Source organism: Pseudomonas sp. MWU15-20650, assembly GCF_023242475.1.
Taxonomy (GTDB): Bacteria; Pseudomonadota; Gammaproteobacteria; order Pseudomonadales; family Pseudomonadaceae; genus Aquipseudomonas.
Genome location: NZ_JALJFG010000049.1, coordinates 1 through 14,898, shown reverse-complemented (window position 1 = coordinate 14,898; position 14,898 = coordinate 1). Strand labels below are relative to the sequence as shown.

The window sequence follows — 14,898 nt, the reverse complement described above, 5'->3', positions numbered from 1 at the left end:
TTATGAGCGAAGCAATCAAACAGCCTGTGAGCCCTGAAGGCATTATCCAGATGCAGGGCGTCAACAAGTGGTACGGCCAGTTCCACGTGTTGAAAGACATCAACCTCAACGTCAAGCAGGGCGAGCGTATCGTGCTGTGTGGACCCTCCGGCTCGGGCAAGTCCACCACCATCCGCTGTCTCAACCGTCTGGAAGAGCACCAGCAGGGCCGCATCGTGGTCGATGGCGTGGAGCTGACCAACGACCTCAAGCAGATCGAAGCGATCCGCCGTGAAGTCGGCATGGTGTTCCAGCACTTCAACCTGTTCCCGCACCTGACCATCTTGCAGAACTGCACGTTGGCGCCGATGTGGGTGCGCAAGATGCCCAAGCGCAAGGCCGAAGAGATCGCCATGCACTATCTGGAGCGCGTGCGCATTCCGGAGCAGGCGCACAAGTTCCCGGGGCAACTGTCCGGTGGTCAGCAACAGCGTGTCGCCATCGCCCGTGCCCTGTGCATGAAGCCGAAAATCATGCTGTTCGACGAACCGACCTCGGCGCTGGACCCGGAAATGGTGAAGGAAGTACTCGACACCATGATCGGCCTGGCCGAAGACGGCATGACCATGTTGTGCGTGACACACGAAATGGGCTTTGCGCGCACCGTGGCCAACCGTGTGATCTTCATGGACAAGGGCGAGATCGTGGAACAGGCGGCCCCGAATGACTTCTTCGACAACCCGCAGAATGAGCGGACCAAGTTGTTCTTGAGCCAGATTTTGCATTGATCGAAGTTTGAAACGATAAACCCGGCCTGGCGCCCAATGCCAGTCAGTTAAGCGCTAGAACGAGCAACCGGTAACCGGTGGCGAGCGGGCTTGTCGAATCGTCGCACCGCCCGCGTTGGGGCGCGTAGCGCCCCCAAAGAAGGACGAATGCGGTGTATACGATACTCCGCGCAGATAGCTTTTGGGGCTGCTACGCAGCCCAACGCGGGACAAGCCCGCTCGCCACAACAAGCCCGCTCGCCACAGTGATAGTGTTCCTTCTTAACGGACTGGCATTAGGCCTGGCGCCGGGTTTATTTTTTGCCTGCTGATTGTTTGTCAGGAGGCTTGAGCCGCAAGTTGTTGCTCATCTTTTGCGATGAGCAGACGGTTCAGGTCTTCGCCGACATTGAGGGCCTCGATTTCGGCCAGCAGGTGAGGGTGCTTATCCAGCAGGCGCATAAGTGTGAACAGCGGTTCAGGCGGGAAAATCTCAGCCCTTTCGTAGCGAGAAAATGCATTGTGCCCGCGGACGGTCAAGGGTTTCACCGCGTTCTTCTGTGTCAGATTACGTGCGTCGATCAGCAAGAGGTCGGAGGCCTTGCAATAACGTTCTGCACTGTCGTCGTCGTCGTCGTGATCGAATTCGACTTCATGACAGACCTGGCATTCCCAGCCTGCAATGTCAGGAATAGCGCGAATCATGCCGCGTGTGTTGATGCTGACCAAATCGTAATGAGGTGTGTACTTTTCCATAAGACACCCGAGTTCAACAATTACCCTCTAAGGGTCATTTTACCAATCGAAACTACTGCTCCTTTTCCTGCCTAGGAACCCTAGTGCGTTGTCTTTGTAGGTGACTCCGAATAGGCTGTAGGAAAATTCATCCTATGATTGGGCGAAAGCGCAAAACCCATGACAGACATCACTCCCCTGATAAAACGCTCCCTTGTCGACCAAGCTCTGGAGCAACTGCGCCTGCGCATCAGCCAAGGTGTTTGGGCCATCGACGAGCGTCTGCCCACCGAGCCCGAGTTGTCCGCCGAGTTGGGTATCAGCCGCAATACCGTGCGCGAAGCCATGCGCGTGCTGGCGTTCTCCGGGATGGTCGAGATCCGCCAGGGCGACGGCAGTTATTTACGCTCGATGACCGACCCGCTAGGCACGATGCGGGCACTGTCCCATTGCACCTTGGAACAGGCGCAGGAGACGCGGCAGATTCTGGAAGTGCAGGCCATTGGGCTGGCCGCGTTGCGCCGTACCGAGGACGATCTATGCGGGTTGCGTGAGGCACTGCAGGCCAGTTCCGAGCTGTACCACGGTGACTTGGAGGCCTATATCAGCGCCGATCTGGTGTTCCACAAACACTTGGTCGACGCCGCGCACAACCCGGCCTTGAGCGAGTTGTACCAGTATTTTTCAGCGATTGTCGGCGCGCAGTTGCGCCAGACCCTGAACATCTCGCCACGTCGCCAAGCCGTGTTCGACCTGCACATCGCCCTGCTCGACGCCGTGGAACACCAGGACCCGGAACGCGCCAAATCCCTCTGCCGGCAGTTGATCAATGAACCTTGAAGCCAAACGTACAACCGAACTCGAAGAACTGCTGATCGACGCCGAAGCTGACGACGATGTGGTGCAACACACGCCAGCGCTTGTCACACGGCCCTGGCTGTTACTGCTGGGCCTGATCCTGGTGGCGCTGAACCTGCGCCCGGCGCTGTCGAGCATGGCGCCGCTGCTCAGCGAGGTGTCCGCCAGCCTTGGACTGTCCGCCGCCAAGGCCGGTCTGCTGACCACCTTGCCGGTGCTGTGTCTGGGGCTGTTCGCGCCGACTGCGCCGATCCTGGCTCGACGTTTCGGCGCCGAACGGGTGGTGCTGGGGATTCTGCTGACCCTGGCCGTCGGTATCATCCTGCGCAGTTCTTTGGGTGAGGTCGGGTTGTTCGCGGGCAGCCTGATCGCCGGTGCGAGCATCGGCATCATCGGTGTATTGCTACCGGGCATCGTCAAACGCGACTTCGCCAAGCAGGCGGGCACGATGACCGGTGTCTACACCATGGCGTTGTGTTTAGGCGCCGCGTTGGCCGCGGGGGCCACAGTGCCCCTGAGCCAGTACTTCAGTGACCGCTGGGCTATCGGCCTGGGGTTCTGGGTTTTCCCGGCGTTGCTGGCGGCGTTGCTCTGGTTGCCGCAAGTGGGGCAAAAGCAGGGCGCCCATCAGGCCGCTTACCGGGTCAAGGGCTTGCTGCGTGACCCGCTGGCCTGGCAGGTGACCTTGTACATGGGCCTGCAATCGTCCCTGGCCTACATTGTGTTCGGCTGGTTGCCGTCGATCCTGATCGGGCGCGGCTTGAGTGCCACACAAGCCGGGTTGGCGCTGTCAGGCTCGATCATCGTGCAACTGGTCAGCTCCCTTGCCGCCCCGTGGCTGGCCACCCGTGGCAAGGACCAGCGCCTGGCGATCGTGGTGGTGATGTTGTTGACCCTTGGCGGTCTGTTTGGTTGCCTGTATGCACCGCTGGACGGTTTGTGGGGATGGGCGATCCTGCTGGGCCTGGGTCAGGGCGGCACTTTCAGCCTGGCGTTGACCTTGATCGTGTTGCGCTCGCGCGATGCCCATGTGGCCGCCAACCTGTCGAGCATGGCCCAAGGCATTGGTTACACCCTGGCGTCGATGGGCCCGTTTGCGGTCGGCCTGGTGCATGACTGGACCGGCAGCTGGGCCGCTATCGGCTGGATCTTCGCCGTGATCGGTGTGGGCGCGATTGTCGCGGGCCTGGGCGCCGGTCGTGCGCGCTACGTACAGGTCACCAGCGAGAAAGTCTAGAGATAGACCACCTCCAGCGTGGCCGATCCATCGAGCGGGGTTTCCACGCTCAAGTCGAGGTTCTTGCGGGCATTGATCACGGTCTGCACTGTGACGTTGCCCCCCAATATGCCAAGGGCGGTAGGTCCGCTGACACTGCCCTCCACTGCGGTAAAACCCAGGTAGCTTCTGGAGCCGATATCGATAGGGTTCAGGTTGGACGTGCGCCACGCCAGGCCCCCGGTGGTGGACTCGGTGCCATAGACCTGCGCGGTGTTGCTGGCCTGGATTTGCTTTGGGTCGAAGGTCATCGAGTAGACACCCAGGCGGTTGCCGCTGGCATCGAACCCCAGTCCGTAGTAAATCTCGCTATTGACCATGGCCGAACCATCACGATTGTCGCGCATGCGCAAGGCGTATCGGACAGGGCCATTGCAGACAATGCCGACATTCAGCGTTTTCAGGGGAAGGCGCGTGGCTGTCTCCAGGTTCAGGTCTTGTTGGGCGATTTTGCCGTAGTCGATCAGGGCGCCGCCGGGGAACTGCGGCAAGCAGGCGGAGGGCGTGATCTGGCCTTTGACGCTCAGGTCCACTGTCGAGGCGGCCAGTGCGGCAGGCGTGCAAGCCAGTAGCAACAGGCTGGGAAGGATGCGGCTTTTCATGGGGCAGACTCCTTGTATTGATGGCTCAGGGGTAGACGATTTCGAGCGTGCCGGAACCGTTGATATGCACCACGTCGCGCAGGTCCAGGCTTTGCATGGGCGCCAGGTAAGTCTTGATGCGCATCGTGCCGGTCAGGGTTTGCAGGGCGACGGGCCCAGTGGTAACGCCGGTTTTGTCGGTAAAGCCCATGATGCTGTCGGCGGCCATCGGGATTTGCCGCGCGGTGGAACTGCTCCAGGCCACGCCATTGCTGGTGGAGTCAGTGCGGTACAGCGTGGGAAGGGTGTCGGCGCTGAATTCCGCCGGGTCGATGGTCAGGTAAAATCGCCCGATCTTGTTGCGGCTGGCGTCCAGGTCCAGGCCATACGATGTTTCATCTGTGCCGCCGGTGGCCGAACCGTCGCGGTTGTCTTTCATGCGCAGGGCAAAGCGGATCGGCGCGTCGCAGGTCACGCTCAGGCGCAGGGTGCGGGTGGGCAACGGCGTTTCGTTGGTGGCGCTCAAATCCTTGGCGTACAAGGTGCCATAGTCCACCACGCCGTGATCCGACAGCGATGGCAGGCAGGCGATTGGCGCAAAGTGGGCGCGCAGTGTCAGTTCCCGGTAACGCCCGTGCCGCGTACCGTACACCATGCCGGTGGTTTCCCAGGTGGTGGCATCGCGCACCTGTGTGGCGGCGAGGTCGGCCCAAGCGCGCAAGGTCAGTTGCAGCGACAGGGTTTTGCCCGTGACCACCGTACCTTGCTCGACCGGTGCTATACCGTGGCCGGGACGCCATTCCAGCACGCTGCCGTTGACCACGGGCGCCTGGCCTGCGGCGGGCAGTAAACCCAGTTCTACAGCGCGACCGTCGAGCACGGCGTTGCTGACTTCGATGGCATAGCGGCCGTGTGCGGTAAATTGCAGGCGCTGTGGGCCGGCGGCCAGGGCGCGGTAGAACAGGTTGAAGTCTTCAGCGTGCGGGCAGTTGACGGTCACGCTCAGGCGTCGCTCGCCCAGCAGGCGTTGTGGTGCGCTGTCGGTTTGTGCCAGGCGGCTCATCAGGCCGAAATCCACCAGCGGTTCGCTGACGTTCAGTTGGCACTCTTCCACGGCCTGGGCCGTGCCGGCGACGCCGATCAACAGCCACAGGCACAGTAGACGCATATAAGGTGTGACGGGCATGGCGATCATCCTCCGGGTATGTTGCAACGTGCAGGCGCAGTTTCGAAGTACACTGAGGGATCGGCCTTCTCCGGCAGTTCGTAGCGCAGCTCGCAACGGCCGCCTTGGGGCATGGTTATCCACAGGGTGGGTTGATCCAGCACATTGGGTAGAAACACTTGGCTGCCGTCCTGCACCAAGGTCACGAACTCACCACTGGCACTGCTGACGGAGGCGCCCGCAGGCAGCGGTGTACCCTGGTCGGTACTGACGGTAAGCAGCACGCGACGGGTCAGGCCGACGCCGAACTCTACCTTGTCCACGGCGCCACGCCCGGCCGAAATCATCGCCAAACCGTTGTTGATATCGGCATTGCGTGGCAGCGAGCGGGTTTGCACTTCCACTGGGCTGCGGCCGTAAGCGGCGACTTGCGGCACCACGGCCTGGCCTTGCCAATCGGTCCACACTGGGCCGCTGGGCGTGCTGAGTTTGATGCCGCTCATGTCGCCCACCGACACCAGGGCGAAGGTATCGCGCACTGGGTAGGGTGAAAAGGTCACGCCGTCGCCGTGCAGCACCACACCGCCGCGTGCACCGCCTTGATAGCTGGAGCGCTCGGCATCGGAGCGGCTGTAGCTCACGTCGAGCTGGCTGTAGCGCGGCAGTGCCGACACACCTACGGTGGTTTCCACTTGATGGTCGCTGCTGTCGTGTTCGGCGCTGACGCGATAGCTGAGTTGGTCATCGATCTGTTCCGTGACGCCCAGGCCGGTGCGGTTCTCGCCGCCGGAATTACGCACCCAGCTACGTAGCCGGCGACTCTCGCCCAACGGCACGCTGATAGTGAGGTACACCGCGTTGTCCTGTTGCTGGCTGCCGCCCATTTGCCACTCGGCACTGGCCGACAACGACGCCGCGCCGATGCTCGTGCCCCAGGAGGCCAACGCACGGCTGCTGCTGTCGCCGGCGAAGTTGGCCGAGCGCGAAACCCCGGCGCTGAACGCACCCAGCAGCGGATGCGACCAGCCCAGGTTGAGGCTTTGCTGGTCGCGGTAGCGTGAGTCGCGATTGCTGTCGTCGCGCGTGTAGGTGCTCTCTTCCAACTCGCGGTAGCCGATGCTGCGCCAGGAGTTGGCAGCACTGATCGACCATTGTTCGCCCAGGCGTTGAGACCAGGAAAGATCGCTCTGTACGCCGGAAACCTTTTCTCGCGCCTGGGTGTTGGACAGTTGCGTTGACAGCTGAAGCTGACTGTCCACCCACGGCAACCAGCCGAGGCTTGCGCCCACCGAGCGGTACTCGCTGGCCGCCAGCACGCCAGTGCCCAGGGTCAACTGCGGGTGCAGGGCACCGGTCCAGCCGCCACTGATTACCCATGGATCATCGCCTTTGGCGTCGCCCACATTGCGCACCCGGCCCGCGGCCACGGAGTAACCCGGTGCCGGCAACCCAAGCCCGAGCATGGCCGCCGGCACGGTGAAGCGCCGTTCACCGCCGACGCTTTCCTTGACCGTGACTTCGACGTCCGAACGCGTGTTCAACCGGCGCACATCGTTCAAGGTAAAGGGCCCGGCGGGCACCACGGTGGAGTGAATCAGCGCGCCGTTCTGGCGCACTTCCACTTGCGCCGGGCTGTTGGCGATGCCTTGGATCAGTGCGCCCTGGCCCTGTTCCTGAAGCGCATGCTCGGTGAGCACCTGCACGCCGGTGATCTGCGCACCGGACAGCACCGGGTTGTAGAGGTTGATCTGCCCGGCCTGCAACACGGCTTGGTGGCTGGCGAAGGTCCGTTGCGCGTAGGCCTCCAGATGTGTGCTGCGCGACAGCCCATCCTGCCAGGTCTGCACCTGGCGGCTGCGCACGATCCAGTCGCCGGCGTTGAACCCGGCTTCGGTATTGGCCGAGCCAAACCGGCTGGCGTCATCGCCGAAACGGTTGTAAAAACCGCTGAGGTCATAGTTGAGCAGCCCGGCAAAACCGCCGGTTTCATACCCCGAGATATCCTGCTGCACAGGGCGCAGGGCTTCGGTGGGCACCACCAGCGATACCGTCAGCGTTGCCGGGTCCGGTTCCACCAGGCTTTGCGGATACTGCGCGAGAAAGTCGTGACAGCCCACGGCTTCACGGGGGATCACCAGGTTGGCAGCGTCCAGCAACGCACGGTCCATGCACAGGTTACCGTTTGGATCGAAGGTCACATCCTGGCGGCCACGTCGTTGGCCGTTGACCCGCAGGTTGACGGTATGCCGCCCGGCAGCGAAGCGCGGCGTCGCCAGCAACAGGCTGGCCAGTTGTGGATCAATGCCGCGTTGATGCAAGGTCTGGGCGTCGAAGCCGGATGAACTGGAGTCGTCGGCCCAAGCCTTGGCCGGCATCAGTGCACACAGCAACAACACCAGCGGCACGGTCGAGCTGGCGGGGGGGGCGGACACGGCTTCGCCGTCACGGTAACTCAATACTGTTTTCACGCAAGGTACTCGAGTAGTGAACGCGCAGGCCCGCGGGTTCCGGTACTTGCAGGCGTTCTGGTGACGGTCGATAAGCCGTCACTTCGTTATTCAGGCGGCGGTATGGGGGACGCCGTCTGTGTTGCTGTCAGAGGGTGATCGGTGCGTCGTAGGCCTTGACCGCAAACCCATACACCGTGGCCGGTTGCAGCCTCACCGTCGTGGCCTGCCCACCACTGGCCGGCACGCTCAAGGCTTCGCCGGGCAGCACGTAAGTGCGCGGCAGCAGCGCCTTGCCGTCGCCTGGCAGCAGTTGTAGCTCCTGGGCCAGTCGCACCACATACGGCGTGTCGTTACGCACCTGCAACTGGCCTTCGCGCAGTGTCCAGGTCAGGTCGGTCCAAGGCGTGCGGTTGGGCGCCAGGCCCTTGGGATGCACGATCACCGGGAGGTTCTGGCGCACGGTCACGCCCACGCGGGCATGCCCGGCGGCGGTCGCGGCACGGCCTTGGGGCATGCCTTCGAACACTGCGCGTTTAAGCCGTTGGGTGAGCAACGGCTTCTGGTTTTGCAGGATGAAACGCACCAACTGGGATTTGGACGCTTCGACCCGTGACAGCGGCGGCGTCACCACCAGCAGCTGCTCGGTGTCCTCCGGAATATCCTGCAAGGTCACATGCAGCAGCGCGAGTTGGCTGTCGGTGTTGGTGACCGACACTGCCGCTTCGCCTTCGGCTTCGTGCACGATCACCACGGAGGTGTCCGGTACCATCCCGTCGGCCTTGACGTGATTGCCGAGTATCAACAGCAGGGCGATAAGGCCGACAGCGGTGTTTGAGAATGTCGTCGTCATGACGGGTTTTCCATTAGGCAAAAAGGCATCGGTCAGAGGTAGCGCAGGTCCAGGACGATGGAACCGTCGAGGGGGACTTCCTGGTCCAGCGTCAGGTACTGCGAAAAGTTGATGGCGGTGACCACCTGAAGCTCGGCGGTCAGTTGGCTGATGAAGTCGGGTTGTCGGTCGCCCAGCGGTGCAAAGGCCATATAGGATCGTGGATAGGCATTGGGGTCCGGTGACCAGGTTTCCCCGTTGTTGGTGGAGGCCAATACCTGCATGGGCTGTGCATCGCCCACCGGCTTGCGAAAGGACAACGCCACGGAGCCGAGGCGCTCCTCGGAGGCGTGGATGTTTCTGCCCAGTCCGTAGAAAAAGTCGGGGGCCAGCGAGGAGTCTGCACGATTGTCGACGCCCACCAACGCAAACAGCATGGGCCTGGCGCAGAGCACGTGCAGCTCGAGTACCTGGCTGGGCAGCACGGTGAACTCGTCTACGTTGAGGCTATGTGCCGGGATCTTGCCGTGCTCGATGATGCCGTCATTCGTCAGCTCGATATGGCAGGCATCCGGTGTCACCCGGCCGGTCACCGTGAGGTCGACAGTCGAGGCCGCGCAGGTCTCGGCCAGGTAAAGTAAGGCGGCAAGGCAACAGGCGAACCTATTCAGTGCCGGCACAAGTAGGTGCAGCCCATGCCCGGTGGTATTCAAGAGATGGGCGGCCATGGGTTAGAGGTACTTCACTTCAAGGGTGGCGGAGCCGTCGATGGTCACCTCATTGCTGAGGTCCATGCCGGCAGTGCCCATGATGAAGGTCTGCACCTGCAGATCGCCCCGCAGGTCCTTGACTGCCAATGGCTGGCTATCGTCATCCATTGAAGCTACTGACATGTACAGGCCCGGATCCAAGAACTTTTCTTTAAACCATGTATTGCCTTGGTCGATCGATGCAATGGGCTGCACCACTACGCCATCCTCGGCCAGTGGATTGGCAAGCGTGAGGTTGTATCCCCCCAGCTTCTGGGTGTCATTGATAAAGCCCAGGCCATAATTCGAACCGATACCTGAGGATGCACGGTTATCGATCGAATGCAGGGCGAACTGGATGGGCGCGTCGCAATTGACGGCTAGGGTCAGGGTATGGTTGCCAATGACTGTCGGGTTGTCCGGTTTCAGATCTTTGGCGGAGATCTTGCCGTGGTCGATCACGCCACCGCCGGACAGGCTCGGCGTGCAGGCACTGGGTACGATCAGGCCCTTGACGGTCAGGTCCACGCTGGACGCAGCGAAGGCAGTGGCGCAGTTGAGCAGCAGTACGCTGGCGGCCAGGGTGGTCAATCGGGTTTTCATCGGGAGGCTCCTTAGAGGTAATTGACTTGCACGGTGGCGTGGCCGTCGATGGGGACTTCGTCGGTCAGCGTCAGGCTGCTGGCGGGAGCAATGTGGGTGATCAGGCGTATCTCTGCGTCCAGTACCTGGACCGCAATGGGCGCCAGGCCGTCGTTATCGGTGACCGCCGTCAACACGGTGTGGCTGAGCATCACCGAAGGCATCCAGGTGACCCCGCCATCCCTGGAAGTGATGGTGCGTACCGATACGCCATCGGCCACCGGCATGTACAGGCCAAGTCCGGCATCGCCGATTTTTTCATCGTTGGGTGTCATGCCCAGGCCATGCCAACTGAAGTGGTTGGCGGTGGTGCCGGCGCGGTTATCGATAGTGTTCAGGGTGAAAAAAGTCGGCCCTTCGCAACGCACGCTCAACAGCAGGGTTTCCCGGGGCAGGTCGGTGTAGGTATCGGTATTGAGGTCCTTGACCGACACCTTGCCGAAGTCAACGGTGCCGCCGCCGGAGACCACGGGGGCGCAGGCGCTGGGGGTGATGGTCCCTTTGACGCTCAAGTCCTGGCTGCTGGCGGCCATTAGCGGGCCTGCACCGATCAGCAACAGTGTCGCGGTGAGGGTAGCGAGGGGGCTAACCATGGTTCACATCCTGTGGGTGAGTGGGGTTACAGGTATTTCACTTCGATCGTGGCGGAGCCGCTGAAGGGCACCTCTGCGGTCAGGTCCATGCCTGCTGTCGGGGCGATGAGGGTTTGCACCAGGAGGTCTGTCGTGACCTGCTGGACCGGGGAGGGGGCCCAACTGCCGGTAGCGCGATCACCAAACGAGGCGAGGTGCTCGGATACCCAGACTTCATCTGAATACATTTCCCGCCAGGTGACGCCGTTATCAGGGGACTCGATCACTGAGGTCGCCGCGCCGTCGGCCATGGGGTTGTCGAGCGTCAGGAGGTATCCGCCCAGTTTCTTGCCGCTGACCAAGCCCAGGCCATACATCGAGGCATAGGCGTCGCCTTGATTATCGATACCCTTCAACGCCACCAGGGTGGGCGCATCACAGTTGATCGCCAGTTGCAGGGTGTGATTGCCCAGCAACGTCCAGTGGTCCGGCTTCAAATCCTTGGCCGCGACTTTTCCGTGGTCGATGACCCCGCCACTTGAAAGGCTGGGGGCACAAGCGCTGGGTGTGATCAGCCCCTTGACGGTCAGGTCGACGGAACTGGCAGCGAAAGCGGATGACGTCATGGCGAGCAGCAGGGCACTACTGAGCAGGGACACGCAGGTTTTCATTCTAGGGGTGTCCATTTACAGGTACTTGACTTCAAAAGTCGCGGAGCCGTCGATCGCTACTTCGTTGGTCAATGTCAGGTCTTTTGCCGGGGCAATCACTGTGTAGAGCGTCACATCCATGAGCGCGTCCTTGATCGGGTGCGGCGCCCACCCGCTGTCACCGCGACTGCCCAGTGCCACCAGTTCGTTGGGGGCGATGCCATCGTCCGGGTAAAGCGTTTGCCACTGACCGTCGGCGTTGTACATGGCCAGCAGCGTGGATGGGGTTTCGGCGACGGGGTTGCTGAAACCCAATTGATACATGCCCAGTTTCTGGTTTTCGTTGATCATGCCCAGGCCAAAGCTGTAGCCATAAATAGCTGAGCCGGCTCGATTGTCGATGGGCTGGATGGCGAACAGCGTTGCTGCCTCGCAGTTGACGCTCAGTGGCAGGGTCTTGCGCTCAAGCGCGGTGGTTTTGTCGAGATTCAGGTCTTTTGCCGCGATTTTTCCAAAGTCGACATCACCTGGCAGGCTGGGTGTGCAGGCGCTGGGCGTAATTAACCCTTTGACGCTCAGGTCGACGCTACTGGCGGCGAACACCGAGGATGTCATGGCGAGCAGCAGGGCACTGCTCAATAGGGATACAGGGGTCTTCATTTCAAATTGTTCCATTGCAGTCTGGCAGATAGGGACGCCTACAGGTCAGCGCTCGGCCCTGTGTGGACGAGTGACTGGCTTGGCGGCGGTCTCAATTTTTTGCGGTGCCGGGGAGTGGCAAACCGTCCCTCTTTTGGGGTGGGCACAATTTAGCGAGGGGGGCGGCGAGGGGGGAATACAACTAATACGACATTGGCGCAGGGGGGCGGGTGCACGGTATTTCGGGGTGTTTTTCGTAGTTGTTGTATGGGCATGAAAGTACTCGAAAGGGTATCTGTTTGAGGTGGGTAGCATTCAAAAGAGCGTGTCGGGTGTTGCTGCATAACCGCCATGGCGGTTGCTGTCGGATTAATAGCCACGAGAGGTAGGGATGGGTTCGCAGGGAGGTTCAACCGCAGGAGCGAGCCGCAAACCTGATTCGCCTATTGGTCCCCCGCGTCATTGGCAGCAGTTGAATGTCCTGGTGGTGGAGGATCATTCAGCCTATCGCCTGTTGCTGAGTTGGCTGCTACAGAAACTGGGGCTCGGGCACGAACTGACCACCGATGGCTTCATGGGGTTGGTGGCTTTTACCAGTCGGCCCTTCGACCTGGTCATCAGCGATTGCCGGATGCCCTTCATGGACGGTTACAGCATGACCCGCGCCATTCGCCGGCACGAGCGCGAACATGGGTTGAAGCGAGTGCCAATCATTGCCTTGACCGCCAACCTGCAAAACGACAGCCCCCAGTGCTGCCGCGAAGCAGGCATGGATGCCTGGTTGCCCAAACCGTTGACCCTTGAACAGTTGCACGCTGTACTGGTGCGCTGGTTGCCGGGCAGCGAGGGCCCGCAAACCGGGCCAGAGGCCGCTGCGCCGGTGGCGAGTTGGCCTACCCGTGCCACGCTGGTCACCACGTTTGGCAGCGACCTGATCGTCGACCAGTTATTGGAAACCCTGTTGGTAGAAGCCTGGGAAGACCAGCGGGTCTTGCGTCTTGCTCGTGTGACGTTGAACGCGTCGCTGACCACCGAGCGTCTACATCGGCTGGTGGGCAGCCTGGTGTTTCTGGGCGGCACGGGGCTGGAGTCCTGCGCGATGAGCTTGATCGAGCAGGTCCATACCGATGGCGTTGCTGTTCATAGCATGCAGTTGGAAGTGTTTGAGGCACGGCTGTGCGCCTATCTCGAATACCTGGCCGAGGTTTGAAGAGTGCTGTTGCAGAGCGCCACATCTATCCGGCGATCTAGTTTTGGCTGTAGGTGTTTTCCTATTGTGTTGTAGTCCAAAAATTCGCCACTACTGAACATTGGGTTCGGCCGCAAGCGGCTCTTTGTTAGCAGTTGTTGATGATCGCAGGCAGAGGTATTTTGCGCGGATTCAAGTTGCCATCATTCGTGGGTGCCTATGTATCGAGTAATTATTGCTGACGATCACCCTATTGTCCGAGTCGGGCAAAAAGTCGTGATTGAGGCGAATGGCAAGTGCAAAGTGGTCGGCGAAGCCGACGGCCCCGATCAGTTACTCGGCGTGTTGAGTAACACCCCGTGCGACGTGCTGGTCACGGACTTCGCCATGCCAGGCGGCCAGCAGGCCGATGGCTACTGCTTGCTGGGCCTGTTGCACCGCCAGTATCCGACGTTACCGGTGATTCTGGTGACGATGTTCGCCAACGTAGCGACCTTGCGCACCGCCTTCGCTCATGGGGCCAAGGCGGTGGTCGCCAAAAGTGCCTCGGCCAAGGAGTTGCCCATGGCGATCAAGGCAGTACAGGCCGGGCGGACCTTCGCCAGCGAATGCTTGCGGGTGCAACTGGTGGAGGCCGGGACGGGTGATCAGTCCCAGGAGCCGCAATTGTCCGGCAAGGAGCGCGAGGTGGTGCGCATGCTAGCCAGCGGTATGACCGTCAGCCAGATCGCGGCACGGGTCAACCGCAGTATTTCCACGATCAGCAAGCAGAAGAGCACGGCCATGCAACGGTTGAGTATCTCCACCGATGTTGACTTGTTCGCCTATGCTCGCCGCATTGGGATGGTGCCGTAGGGCCGCTCATTTGCGTGGCGAATGTCAGTAGCCAGCGCGGTGTGGGCAGCTTATCGTGCGCCTATTCTTTCGACGCCTGCGGAGCCTGCCCATGAGTGATGCCCATAACGCCCTGATCACCGAGTTCTACAGTGCCTTCCAGCGCCTGGACGCCGAAGCCATGGCTGCCTGCTACAGCGATGACGTGGTGTTCAGCGACCCCGCCTTTGGCGAGTTGCGCGGGCGCGACGCGGGGGATATGTGGCGCATGCTCACCACGCGGGCTAAAGACTTCTCCCTGACATTCGACCAGGTGCGCAGCGATGACCGCACCGGCAGCGCCCATTGGGTGGCGACGTACCTGTTCAGCGCCACCGGCAATACGGTAGTCAACGATATCGGCGCACGTTTTGTATTTCTCGATGGCAAGATCTGCGAGCACCACGACCACTTCGACCTGTGGCGCTGGTCGCGCCAGGCCCTGGGGCTCAAGGGCTTGCTGCTGGGCTGGTCGCCAGCGCTGAAAAACGCCGTGCGCGCCCAGGCGCTCAAAGGCTTGAAGGCATTCCAGGCGGGTCGTTGATAAGATTGGCGCTCCTCTGGTTTGCCGAAATCGACTTGTGACTGACCCTTCTGAACCCAAACCCTGGTTCGTCTACCTGGTGCGGGCCGCCAACGGCTCGCTGTATTGCGGCATCAGCAACGACCCGGTGCGCCGGTTTGCTGCTCACCAGAGCGGTAAAGGCGCGCGGTTCTTTCTGTCCAGCCCGGCCGTGGCGCTGGTGTACACCGAGCAATGCGCGAGCAAGGGCGAGGCGTTGCGCCAGGAACGGCTGATTAAAAAACTGAAGAAGAGCGCCAAGGAATGCCTGGCGGCGAGCGGCTCATTGATCTGACTGATGGGATCCAATCATCCCCGCATGCGTTTTTGCAGGTTAAGCCAGGGATTCACACATCGAGCATAGGTATCTACACAACTTTTA

Annotated in this window: 17 protein-coding genes; 7 read left to right on the top strand and 10 right to left on the bottom strand. The window is 61.2% G+C overall.

The features are described from left to right. The first annotated feature begins 2 nt into the window (after positions 1-2). Complete coding sequence (locus M5B43_RS25510; RefSeq protein WP_010444394.1) at positions 3-767, top strand: amino acid ABC transporter ATP-binding protein; 765 nt, start codon at positions 3-5, stop codon at positions 765-767. A gap of 318 nt (positions 768-1,085) precedes the next feature. On the opposite strand, the gene M5B43_RS25505 is transcribed toward M5B43_RS25510, so the two are convergent. Next, complete coding sequence (locus M5B43_RS25505) at positions 1,086-1,502, bottom strand: type II toxin-antitoxin system MqsA family antitoxin (RefSeq protein ID WP_248752660.1); 417 nt, start codon at positions 1,500-1,502, stop codon at positions 1,086-1,088. Positions 1,503-1,661: 159 nt separating this feature from the next. On the opposite strand from M5B43_RS25505, the gene M5B43_RS25500 reads away from it, so the two are divergent. Then, a complete protein-coding gene (locus M5B43_RS25500) occupies positions 1,662-2,321 on the top strand; it encodes a FadR/GntR family transcriptional regulator (RefSeq protein WP_248752659.1) in 660 nt (219 codons plus the stop codon). Continuing rightward, positions 2,311-3,576, top strand: coding sequence for a CynX/NimT family MFS transporter (locus tag M5B43_RS25495; RefSeq protein WP_248752658.1), 1,266 nt, complete (start codon positions 2,311-2,313; stop codon positions 3,574-3,576). Before M5B43_RS25500 ends, M5B43_RS25495 begins: the two co-directional genes overlap by 11 nt. Here the strand turns inward: M5B43_RS25495 and M5B43_RS25490 are convergent. From M5B43_RS25490 to M5B43_RS25450, 9 genes are all read right to left on the bottom strand, one after another. Further along, positions 3,573-4,217 (bottom strand): DUF1120 domain-containing protein, encoded by a 645-nt coding sequence (locus tag M5B43_RS25490; RefSeq protein ID WP_248752657.1) that lies wholly within the window; start codon positions 4,215-4,217, stop codon positions 3,573-3,575. The genes M5B43_RS25495 and M5B43_RS25490 overlap by 4 nt on opposite strands. A gap of 25 nt (positions 4,218-4,242) precedes the next feature. Continuing rightward, entirely contained in the window at positions 4,243-5,382 is a 1,140-nt protein-coding gene (locus M5B43_RS25485) for a DUF1120 domain-containing protein (RefSeq protein ID WP_248752656.1), read from the bottom strand. 5 nt (positions 5,383-5,387) lie between these two features. Next, the gene (locus M5B43_RS25480) at positions 5,388-7,829 is read right to left on the bottom strand and encodes a fimbria/pilus outer membrane usher protein (protein ID WP_248752655.1); all 2,442 of its coding nucleotides are present in this window, start codon (positions 7,827-7,829) and stop codon (positions 5,388-5,390) included. 127 nt (positions 7,830-7,956) lie between these two features. Next, complete coding sequence (locus M5B43_RS25475) at positions 7,957-8,661, bottom strand: fimbria/pilus chaperone family protein (RefSeq protein WP_248752654.1); 705 nt, start codon at positions 8,659-8,661, stop codon at positions 7,957-7,959. 32 nt (positions 8,662-8,693) lie between these two features. After that, positions 8,694-9,368: a DUF1120 domain-containing protein gene (locus M5B43_RS25470; protein WP_248752653.1), complete on the bottom strand. Its 675-nt coding sequence runs from the start codon at positions 9,366-9,368 to the stop codon at positions 8,694-8,696. A 3-nt stretch (positions 9,369-9,371) separates the two neighbouring features. Further along, a complete protein-coding gene (locus M5B43_RS25465; RefSeq protein WP_248752652.1) occupies positions 9,372-9,992 on the bottom strand; it encodes a DUF1120 domain-containing protein in 621 nt (206 codons plus the stop codon). Between the two features lie 11 nt (positions 9,993-10,003). Continuing rightward, positions 10,004-10,564: a DUF1120 domain-containing protein gene (locus M5B43_RS25460; RefSeq protein ID WP_248752674.1), complete on the bottom strand. Its 561-nt coding sequence runs from the start codon at positions 10,562-10,564 to the stop codon at positions 10,004-10,006. An 86-nt stretch (positions 10,565-10,650) separates the two neighbouring features. After that, entirely contained in the window at positions 10,651-11,274 is a 624-nt protein-coding gene (locus M5B43_RS25455) for a DUF1120 domain-containing protein (protein ID WP_248752651.1), read from the bottom strand. A gap of 15 nt (positions 11,275-11,289) precedes the next feature. Then, on the bottom strand, positions 11,290-11,913 hold the full coding sequence (locus M5B43_RS25450; RefSeq protein ID WP_248752650.1) for a DUF1120 domain-containing protein: 624 nt from the start codon (positions 11,911-11,913) through the stop codon (positions 11,290-11,292). Positions 11,914-12,283: 370 nt separating this feature from the next. Between M5B43_RS25450 and M5B43_RS25445 the strand changes: the two genes are divergently transcribed. The 4 genes from M5B43_RS25445 to M5B43_RS25430 all read left to right on the top strand — a co-directional run bounded on the left by M5B43_RS25445 (position 12,284) and on the right by M5B43_RS25430 (position 14,811). Next, on the top strand, positions 12,284-13,102 hold the full coding sequence (locus M5B43_RS25445; RefSeq protein WP_248752649.1) for a response regulator: 819 nt from the start codon (positions 12,284-12,286) through the stop codon (positions 13,100-13,102). 198 nt (positions 13,103-13,300) lie between these two features. Then, positions 13,301-13,936 carry a response regulator transcription factor gene (locus M5B43_RS25440; protein WP_248752648.1) on the top strand — a complete coding sequence of 212 codons (636 nt, stop codon included), beginning with the start codon at positions 13,301-13,303 and terminating at the stop codon, positions 13,934-13,936. 91 nt (positions 13,937-14,027) lie between these two features. Further along, a complete protein-coding gene (locus M5B43_RS25435) occupies positions 14,028-14,498 on the top strand; it encodes a nuclear transport factor 2 family protein (protein ID WP_248752647.1) in 471 nt (156 codons plus the stop codon). Positions 14,499-14,535: 37 nt separating this feature from the next. Next, on the top strand, positions 14,536-14,811 hold the full coding sequence (locus tag M5B43_RS25430; protein ID WP_126570394.1) for a GIY-YIG nuclease family protein: 276 nt from the start codon (positions 14,536-14,538) through the stop codon (positions 14,809-14,811). Positions 14,812-14,898 lie beyond the last annotated feature (87 nt).

What these genes read in the sequence shown, in the direction of transcription:
- M5B43_RS25440 (WP_248752648.1), top strand. Translation starts at nt 13,301, where the DNA reads ATGTATCGAGTAATTATTGCTGACGATCACCCTATTGTCCGAGTCGGG.
- M5B43_RS25435 (WP_248752647.1), top strand. Translation starts at nt 14,028, where the DNA reads ATGAGTGATGCCCATAACGCCCTGATCACCGAGTTCTACAGTGCCTTC.
- M5B43_RS25485 (WP_248752656.1), bottom strand. Translation starts at nt 5,382, where the DNA reads ATGCCCGTCACACCTTATATGCGTCTACTGTGCCTGTGGCTGTTGATC.
- M5B43_RS25490 (WP_248752657.1), bottom strand. Translation starts at nt 4,217, where the DNA reads ATGAAAAGCCGCATCCTTCCCAGCCTGTTGCTACTGGCTTGCACGCCT.
- M5B43_RS25450 (WP_248752650.1), bottom strand. Translation starts at nt 11,913, where the DNA reads ATGAAGACCCCTGTATCCCTATTGAGCAGTGCCCTGCTGCTCGCCATG.
- M5B43_RS25495 (WP_248752658.1), top strand. Translation starts at nt 2,311, where the DNA reads ATGAACCTTGAAGCCAAACGTACAACCGAACTCGAAGAACTGCTGATC.
- M5B43_RS25505 (WP_248752660.1), bottom strand. Translation starts at nt 1,502, where the DNA reads ATGGAAAAGTACACACCTCATTACGATTTGGTCAGCATCAACACACGC.
- M5B43_RS25455 (WP_248752651.1), bottom strand. Translation starts at nt 11,274, where the DNA reads ATGAAAACCTGCGTGTCCCTGCTCAGTAGTGCCCTGCTGCTCGCCATG.
- M5B43_RS25500 (WP_248752659.1), top strand. Translation starts at nt 1,662, where the DNA reads ATGACAGACATCACTCCCCTGATAAAACGCTCCCTTGTCGACCAAGCT.
- M5B43_RS25470 (WP_248752653.1), bottom strand. Translation starts at nt 9,368, where the DNA reads ATGGCCGCCCATCTCTTGAATACCACCGGGCATGGGCTGCACCTACTT.
- M5B43_RS25465 (WP_248752652.1), bottom strand. Translation starts at nt 9,992, where the DNA reads ATGAAAACCCGATTGACCACCCTGGCCGCCAGCGTACTGCTGCTCAAC.
- M5B43_RS25475 (WP_248752654.1), bottom strand. Translation starts at nt 8,661, where the DNA reads ATGACGACGACATTCTCAAACACCGCTGTCGGCCTTATCGCCCTGCTG.
- M5B43_RS25445 (WP_248752649.1), top strand. Translation starts at nt 12,284, where the DNA reads ATGGGTTCGCAGGGAGGTTCAACCGCAGGAGCGAGCCGCAAACCTGAT.
- M5B43_RS25460 (WP_248752674.1), bottom strand. Translation starts at nt 10,564, where the DNA reads ATGGCCGCCAGCAGCCAGGACTTGAGCGTCAAAGGGACCATCACCCCC.
- M5B43_RS25510 (WP_010444394.1), top strand. Translation starts at nt 3, where the DNA reads ATGAGCGAAGCAATCAAACAGCCTGTGAGCCCTGAAGGCATTATCCAG.